The sequence below is a fragment of the Paenibacillus sp. 01T422 genome (assembly GCF_056398785.1).
Map to the genome: position 1 here is coordinate 1 of NZ_JBFTQB010001229.1, position 1429 is coordinate 1429.

A 1429-nucleotide genomic window follows, 5' to 3' on the forward strand; every position below is an offset into this window, starting at 1 on the left:
ATCTTTCCCAAGAAGGGTATCATACAAAAGTTGTGGATCATGGTGGAGATGGTCTTCAAGAAGCGCTTCAGCAGTCTTATGATTTAATTATTTTGGACATTATGCTGCCGGGGTTGAATGGCTTTGAGGTGTTGGCGAAGCTTAGACAAAAAGGAAATAGCACGCCAGTTATCATCTTAACAGCCCGCAATGCGGAAGATGAGGTTGTCCAAGGCTTGAAGCACGGAGCGGACGATTACATCACGAAGCCTTTTGGCGTAGCGGAATTACTGGCACGGGTGTCCGCGGTACTGCGTAGAACGATGTCAGAGGATGTCATGGTGGACAAGCAGGGAACGAATGAGAAAGTCATTCAAGCTGGCGAACTCTTCATCTATCCAGAGAAGTATGAAGTCGTTCTGAATGGCGAATCCATTCCTTTGAGACCTAAGGAGTTTGAGGTGCTGCTGTATCTCGTTCAGCGTCCAGGCGTTGTTGTGACTAGAGACGATCTCATGAATATTGTATGGGGCTTTGATTACATCGGCGGACAGCGTACAGTGGATGTTCACGTGAGTTCGCTGCGTAAAAAGCTGGAAATGAATCAGCAATCCGTACAGATTGATTCGATTCGTGGTGTAGGTTATAAGCTAGTGGCGTCGATTATCAAAAAGTAAGAAGCCTAGGGTGCTGGTGAAACAGTGCCCGGGCTTATTTTTTTACATGGATTCTGTTCTCTCCATCGCAGATAGCACAATCGGATATAATAATCGCCAGATCCGAAATTTTATTTTTGCAGGTTTTTGATATACTGATATATAGTACAAGCTCAGACGAAAACCCTAAGGAGGACCATCATGTCCAAAACGTATCGAATCGCGATTATCGGCTGTGGAGGTATTGCCAACGGCAAACATATGCCAAGCCTGAACAAATTAAACAATGTAGAAATGGTTGCTTTCTGTGATATTCTTCCTGAAAAAGCGCAAGAAGCTGCTGACAAGTATGGAAAAGGCGAAGCTCGCGTATATGAAGATTATCGTGAGCTTCTGAAAGACAGCACGATTGATATCGTTCATGTTTGTACACCAAATGATTCCCATGCGGAGATTACGATTGCAGCATTGGAAGCCGGTAAACACGTTATGTCCGAGAAACCTATGGCCAAAACAGCAGCTGATGCGCGTCGCATGGTGGAAGCAGCGAAACGCACAGGCAAAAAATTGACCGTCGGTTACAACAATCGATTCCGTAGCGACAGCCAGCATCTGCACCAACTATGTTCCGAAGGTGAACTGGGTGATATCTATTTCGCGAAAGCTCATGCGATCCGTCGCCGCGCGGTACCAACATGGGGAGTTTTCCTTGATGAGGAGAAGCAAGGCGGAGGTCCTTTGATCGATATTGGCACGCATGCGCTCGATTTGACGCTGTGGATGATGAACAATTA

At 46.0% G+C, this 1429-nt stretch carries 2 protein-coding genes; both read left to right on the top strand.

Translation table 11 applies throughout. From position 1 onward, the window contains the following. On the top strand, positions 1-656 hold a 656-nt coding region (locus AC1DUA_RS37465; RefSeq protein ID WP_477504550.1), incomplete at its 5' end, for a response regulator transcription factor. A 180-nt stretch (positions 657-836) separates the two neighbouring features. Then, positions 837-1429 (top strand): Gfo/Idh/MocA family protein (locus tag AC1DUA_RS37470; RefSeq protein WP_477504551.1); only part of this gene is annotated, 593 nt, incomplete at its 3' end.